The organism is Hansschlegelia beijingensis, from assembly GCF_045505405.1.
In the GTDB taxonomy this organism is placed as follows: Bacteria; Pseudomonadota; Alphaproteobacteria; order Rhizobiales; family Methylopilaceae; genus Methylopila; species Methylopila beijingensis_A.
In genome coordinates this window covers 1-5,872 of sequence record NZ_JBJKEX010000190.1, presented here as the reverse complement: position 1 = coordinate 5,872, position 5,872 = coordinate 1, and the positions used below count along the sequence as shown (strand labels likewise).

General features: G+C 69.5%; 6 protein-coding genes. 3 read left to right on the top strand and 3 right to left on the bottom strand.

Annotated elements, in window-relative coordinates; all coding sequences use genetic code 11:
* Positions 1 to 179: 179 nt before the first annotated feature.
* Entirely contained in the window at positions 180 to 680 is a 501-nt protein-coding gene (locus tag ACIKT0_RS11970) for a type III secretion system chaperone family protein (protein ID WP_183393426.1), read from the bottom strand.
* A 191-nt stretch (positions 681 to 871) separates the two neighbouring features.
* The gene (locus tag ACIKT0_RS11965; RefSeq protein ID WP_407105559.1) at positions 872 to 1,216 is read right to left on the bottom strand and encodes an accessory factor UbiK family protein; all 345 of its coding nucleotides are present in this window, start codon (positions 1,214 to 1,216) and stop codon (positions 872 to 874) included.
* A 162-nt stretch (positions 1,217 to 1,378) separates the two neighbouring features.
* Here ACIKT0_RS11965 and ACIKT0_RS11960 point away from each other — a divergent pair, with 162 nt between their 5' ends.
* Positions 1,379 to 3,262, top strand: coding sequence for a cation:proton antiporter domain-containing protein (locus ACIKT0_RS11960; protein ID WP_407105558.1), 1,884 nt, complete (start codon positions 1,379 to 1,381; stop codon positions 3,260 to 3,262).
* On the opposite strand, the gene ACIKT0_RS11955 is transcribed toward ACIKT0_RS11960, so the two are convergent.
* Positions 3,259 to 4,299, bottom strand: a complete 1,041-nt coding sequence (locus ACIKT0_RS11955) for a DUF1176 domain-containing protein (RefSeq protein ID WP_407105557.1) — start codon at positions 4,297 to 4,299, stop codon at positions 3,259 to 3,261. The genes ACIKT0_RS11960 and ACIKT0_RS11955 overlap by 4 nt on opposite strands.
* Before the next feature lie 132 nt (positions 4,300 to 4,431).
* Here ACIKT0_RS11955 and lgt point away from each other — a divergent pair, with 132 nt between their 5' ends.
* Positions 4,432 to 5,250, top strand: a complete 819-nt coding sequence (gene lgt, locus ACIKT0_RS11950) for a prolipoprotein diacylglyceryl transferase (RefSeq protein ID WP_407105556.1) — start codon at positions 4,432 to 4,434, stop codon at positions 5,248 to 5,250.
* The coding region (locus ACIKT0_RS11945) for a class I SAM-dependent methyltransferase (RefSeq protein WP_407105555.1) at positions 5,247 to 5,872 on the top strand (626 nt) is incomplete at its 3' end. The genes lgt and ACIKT0_RS11945, both read left to right, overlap by 4 nt.

Below are 5,872 nucleotides of genomic sequence, written 5' to 3'. Positions count from 1 at the left end.
GCGAAATTGAAGCGGGCGCGATGGACTACATCAGAGACGGGGCCGAGATCTATCGCCGCTCGTTCGCGAGCCAGCCGTCGAGCAGCGCGCCGCCCATCTTGCCGGCGCCGATCAGCAGAACCGGGCCGCCCGCATCGAGCGGCCCGGAGTAGTGCGCGTTCAAGAGAATGCTGAGGTCGTCACGCCTCCCCCACCGTCTCGAAGGCCACCACCTCCATGGCCTCCTTGGCGCTCTTGCCGGCCCACAGAACGAACTGGAAGGCCTGGTAGTGGCGCTCGCACGCTTCGATCGCGGCCTCGAGCAGAGCTTCGCATTGCGGCGCGCTCGCCTCCGCGCCTCCGGACAGCAGCAGAGAGTGACGATAGGCCACCACGCCCTCCTGACTCCACAGGTCGAAATGGCCGAGCCACATCTGCTCGTTCACGAGCGTCAGCAGTTGCAGGACCTCCGTCTTCCGGCGATCGGGAACCTTGAGATCGAAGGCGCAGGCCAGGTGAAGGGACTCCAGATCGCCCATCCACGTGAACGACACGTGGTAGTCGGTCCATGCGCCGTCGACGGAGATCGTGATCTCGTCGTCGCCCGACCGGTCGAAGACCCAGTCGTTCAACGTCGCGATACGTTCGATCATGTCGACAGGATGTCCCTGGCGATCAGCGTCCACGTCGATGAGAGCCATAAGCTCCTCCCCGGGTGAGGCCCGACGTCAGCGGGCGTGGGAACGACGTCGCGCGTGACGGGCGCGCCGCTGTGCGCGGCTCGCCAACCGCGACTCCGAACCCCGGAAAACCTCCGGCGATTCGAGCCGCCTTGTTCAGTATATGGCGCCTCTCGCGGCGCTGCACACAGGCTGTTGCGCAGACAGGGGGATCAATCCCCCACCGCGTCGTCAAAGCCTTTGGGCGCGCCGACCGGGGCCGGCTCGGCGGCCTTCTCGCCGAACACGCTGTCGGCGTCGACCTCCGGGCGGCCGAGACGCTCCTCGAGCGCTGAAAGCCGCTCGGCGAGCCTCTCGTTCTCTTCCCGCGCGCGGCTGGCCATCGCCCGGACGGCCTCGAACTCGTCGCGACGCACGAGATCGAGGTCCGAGAGGATCCGCGAGGCTTGCTGCCGCACGACCGTCTCGACCTCGCGCCGCAAGCCTGAAGCCATGCCGGCGGCGTCGGTCATCAGGCGTCCGATCTCGTCGAACATGCGCCCGCGGGTCTCAGTCATGAGGCATCCTCTCTGTTCCCCCCAGATGTGGCCCGTCCGGCCCCCGCGATCAAGCCGCGGCCTCTACGACAAGTTGAATTGACCATTGCGGGCGGCCAATATCGTCCGACGCCGCTTTGACTTAGAAAGACGGCGCCACCCTGCAGGAGGTCTGCCGAGCCGATGCCGCATGCAACCCCGCTGATCTCGACCATCGTGGCGGGGCTTGTGCTGGCGTTTATTTTCGGAGCGATCGCGCATCGCCTGCGGCTGCCGCCACTGGTCGGCTACCTTCTGGCCGGCGTTCTCGTCGGGCCGCATACCCCCGGCTACGTCGCCGATCAGCACCTGGCGCCGGAACTCGCAGAGATCGGCGTGATCCTGCTGATGTTCGGCGTCGGCCTGCACTTCTCCCTGAAGGACCTGATGTCGGTCCGGGGCATCGCCATTCCCGGCGCGATCGTGCAGATCGCGGCCGCGACAGGTCTCGGCTGCGGCCTCGCCTGGCTGCTCGGCTGGTCTTTGGGCGGCGGCCTGGTGTTCGGCCTCGCGCTTTCGGTCGCCTCCACGGTCGTGCTGCTCAAGGCGCTCCAGGATCGACGCCTGCTCGACAGCGAGCGGGGCAAGATCGCCGTCGGCTGGCTGATCGTGGAAGATCTCGCGATGGTGCTGGCGCTGGTCCTGATCCCGGCGCTTGCGGGATCGCCGGATCAAGCGCCGGAGCCGCTCGCCGCTGCGGTCAGCGAAGCGCTCGGCATCAAGATCGGCATGGCGGGCGTGGTCGCCCTGACCCTGCTCAAGGTCGCGGTGTTCGTGGGCCTGATGCTCGTCGTGGGACGGCGCCTGATCCCCGCGGTGCTCCACCGCATCGCGCATAGCGGCTCGCGCGAACTGTTCCGCCTTGGCGTGCTCGCCATCGCGCTCGGCGTCGCCTTCGGCTCCTCCGCGCTGTTCGGCGTGTCGCTCGCGCTCGGGGCGTTCTTCGCCGGGATGGTGCTCGCCGAAAGCGAGCTCAGCCATCGCGCCGCGCAGGAGAGCCTGCCGCTGCGCGACGCCTTCGCGGTGCTGTTCTTCGTCTCGGTCGGAATGCTGTTCGACCCGTCGATCATCTTCCGCGACCCGTGGAGCGTCGCGGCGGTCGTGTTCATCATCGTCATCGGCAAGTCGATCGCCGCCTTCCTGATCGTGCTCGCCTTCCGGGGCTCGGTGTCCTCGGCGCTCACGATTTCGGCGAGCCTTGCGCAGATCGGCGAGTTCTCCTTCATCCTCGCCGAACTCGGGGTCGGGCTGAAGCTTCTGCCTGAAGCCGGGCGGGATCTGATCCTCGGCGGCGCGCTGATCTCGATCGTCCTGAACCCGCTGGCGTTCTTCGCGGCCGAACGGCTCCGGTCGAGGATCGAGACGCTCGTGGGGCGCAAGCAGCCCAAGCCAGCGCCCGTCGAGGCGCCGGCGCCCATGGCGGCGCCGGCCTCTCCGCTGGAGGCGGCCGTCGCCCCCGCCGCCCAGACGCGCTCGGAGTCTTCCACCCCGGAACTCTCGGCCGATGACGACACGCCGCATCCCACGGCGCTGACGGACCATGTCGTGCTGGTCGGCTTCGGCCGCGTCGGCGGCGCCGTCGGGGCCGGACTGGCGGAAAGCGGCGCGCGCTTTCTCGTCATCGAGGATTCGGAGAAGCCGCTCATCGAACTGCGCGAACGCGGCGTGGAGACGATCGTCGGCAACGGCGCGGACCCGGCGGTGCTCGCGCTCACGAACCTGCCGCAGGCGCAGGCCCTCGTGGTGGCGATCCCGGAGGCTTTCGAGGCTGGACAGACCGTCGAGCAGGCCCGCGCCCTCAACCCGAACCTCAAGATCATCGCGCGCGCGCACTCGGACGCCGAAGTCGAGCATCTCATGAAGCTCGGCGCCGACGAGGTGGTGATGGGCGAGCGCGAGATCGCCTACGGCATGATGCGTCTGCTGGCGATCAGGCCGGACGCCAGGCCTGCGGGAGCGGGCCCGGCCACCGCGCCCAGACCTGCAGCCGACCCGTTCCGGCCCGACGCAGCGCCCTCGGCGGCCTAGTCGCCGGCGAGCTCGGCCTGGTAGAGCACCGGCCAGTCGCTCTGCGGCACGCCGCGGCACTCCTCCATGCGCATCAGCCGCGCCAACCGGAACGCGGAGCCGTCCCATGTCCAGGACGTCGCCTCGCCGCAGTCGCCGATGCCGCGCCCCTTCGCGAAGGCGTTCAGGATGAAGCCGTCCTCGGACAGATAGGGGTTGGTCAGCTCCGCGGCGTCGTCGGGCTTCTCGCCGGGCGGCGCGAAGTTGACCTGAGACGCGCCCCCGGGGCCGGCGAGCCACATGCGGAAGCCGCCATTGTAGGCCGCCAGGTAGGTGCACACGCCCCACAGCGACTTGCCGCCATCGAGACGCAGCTCGATCGGGTGGACATCCTTGCAATCATCCGAGTCGGCCTTCCCGATCCCGGACGGCAAAGGCCCGGGCTGCTCGACCTCCTTCATCGGCAGCGCCTTCACGAGCGGCCCACGAGGCGCCGGCGGAACGGAGCTGGCCGCCGCGGGGCCAGGCTTTGCGAGAGCCGTGACGCCTCCGACCCGGCCCTGGCGATCATCCATGAACAGGAGCGCGGCCGCGGAGCCCGACAGCGATATGTTGAATGAGCCGGCCGCCTTGCCTCCGTCGCTCAGGATCACGGCGAGGCTCTTCGCCTGCTTCAGCGCGGACGCAACCTCGCGCGCCTTCCCGGCAGGGAGCGAGGCGACGACATAGGAGCCGTCGACCGTCGCCTGAAGCGGCGTCGGCGCCGCGCCGTCCAGGATCAGCGAAAGACCGGGCGCGGCCGGTTCCGCATCGGGCGCCACATGAAACGAGACGGCGGGCTCGTCCGCGGCGGCGGCGCCGCGCGTGATCTTCACATAGGCGCTTTCCGCCTCATCGGGTGACGACCCGAGCGCCACGCACGCCCTCAGATTGTCGCAGCCGACCACCCAGTCCTTGAACGTCTTCAATGGGCCGACGTCCTGCGCCGCCGCCGGCGTTCCGGCGCCGGCGAGCAATCCCGCCGCCAGCGTGGTGAGCAATCCGCCTCGCGTCATCATCGATCTCCCCCTGAGCTTCAGAGTGCCCCATGGCGGTTGGGCAAGTGTGAACGGCGACGCCGAAAGCACCGCCGCGCGCTTGACGCTCCGGGCGGCTTCGACCATCACGCGCCGGTCCCACCGGAGCGTCCGATGCCGCTGTTCGCGATCGCCTTTCCGATGATCGATCCGGTCGCGGTCCAGATCGGCCCGCTCGCGATCCGCTGGTATGCGCTGGCCTATATCGCCGGACTGCTGATCGGCTGGTGGCTCGCCAAGCGCATCGCCGCCCGCGACGCGTATTGGGGCGCGACCCCCCATCCCAAGCCGCTCGACGTCGACGACCTGATCGTCTGGGTCGCTTTCGGCGTCATCCTCGGGGGGCGCATCGGCTATGTGCTGTTCTACGACTTCGCGCTCTACGTCGAGGAGCCGCTCGAGGCGCTGAAGCTTTGGCGCGGCGGCATGAGCTTCCATGGCGGCCTGCTTGGCGCGGCGCTCGCGCTCGCCCTGTTCGCCCGCTCCCGAAAACTGCCCGTGCTGCCCACCTTCGACCTCGCGGCGGCGGTGACGCCCATCGGCCTGTTCTTCGGCCGCATCGCCAACTTCATCAATGGCGAGCTGTATGGCCGGGCCACCGACGTTTCGTGGGGAATGGTGTTTCCGGACGGCGGCCCCGAGCCGCGTCACCCGAGCCAACTCTATCAGGCGGCGCTCGAAGGGGTCTGCCTGTTCCTGCTGGTCCAGATCCTGGCTCGCTCCGGCGCCCTGAAGCGGCCCGGCCTCGTCACCGGCGCCTTCGCGGCCGGCTACGCGGTCGCGCGGATCATCGGCGAGGAGTTCCGCCAGCCGGACGCCCAGATCGGCTTCCTGGCGGGCGGCCTGACGATGGGAATGCTGCTGTCGATCCCCATGCTGCTCGCGGGCCTCGCGCTGGTGGTCTACGCCGCAAGGCGCCCCGCGGCCGCATGACCGCGCTCGAGCGGGAGATCGTCGAGCTGATCTCCCACGAGGGTCCGATCACCGTCGCTCGCTACATGGGGCTCTGCCTCGGGCACCCGGCGCATGGCTACTACGTCACCCGAGATCCGTTCGGTCCGCGGGGCGACTTCGTCACGGCGCCCGAGATCAGCCAGATGTTCGGCGAGCTGATCGGCCTGTGGTGCGCCGAAGTCTGGCGCCAGATGGGTTCGCCCGGCCGCGTCGTTCTGGTCGAGCTCGGCCCCGGCCGCGGCACCCTGATGAAGGACGTGCTGCGCGCGGCGAAAGCGGTTCCGGGCTTCCGCGCCGCGCTCGACGTCGTGCTGGTCGAAACCAGTCCCACGCTGCGAGACGCGCAGGCCGGGACTCTTGCCGAAACAGGCGCTGCGCCACGCTGGGCCGCCACGGTCGAGGAAGCGCTCCCCGCCCCTGCCCCCGCCATCGTGGTCGCCAACGAATTCTTCGACGCGCTGCCGATCCGCCAGTTCGTGCGGACGGAGGCGGGCTGGCGTGAGCGGCTGGTCGGGCTCTCGGGCGATCGCTCCCTTGCCTTCGGGCTCGCGCCGGAAGCGCCGCGCGACGTGCGGCTGCCGGAACGGCCGGCGGGCGCGGT

Coding starts and splice junctions, on each gene's coding strand:
- ACIKT0_RS11965 (WP_407105559.1), bottom strand. CDS start 1,216: ATGACTGAGACCCGCGGGCGCATGTTCGACGAGATCGGACGCCTGATG.
- ACIKT0_RS11955 (WP_407105557.1), bottom strand. CDS start 4,299: ATGATGACGCGAGGCGGATTGCTCACCACGCTGGCGGCGGGATTGCTC.
- ACIKT0_RS11970 (WP_183393426.1), bottom strand. CDS start 680: ATGGCTCTCATCGACGTGGACGCTGATCGCCAGGGACATCCTGTCGAC.
- lgt (WP_407105556.1), top strand. CDS start 4,432: ATGCCGCTGTTCGCGATCGCCTTTCCGATGATCGATCCGGTCGCGGTC.
- ACIKT0_RS11960 (WP_407105558.1), top strand. CDS start 1,379: ATGCCGCATGCAACCCCGCTGATCTCGACCATCGTGGCGGGGCTTGTG.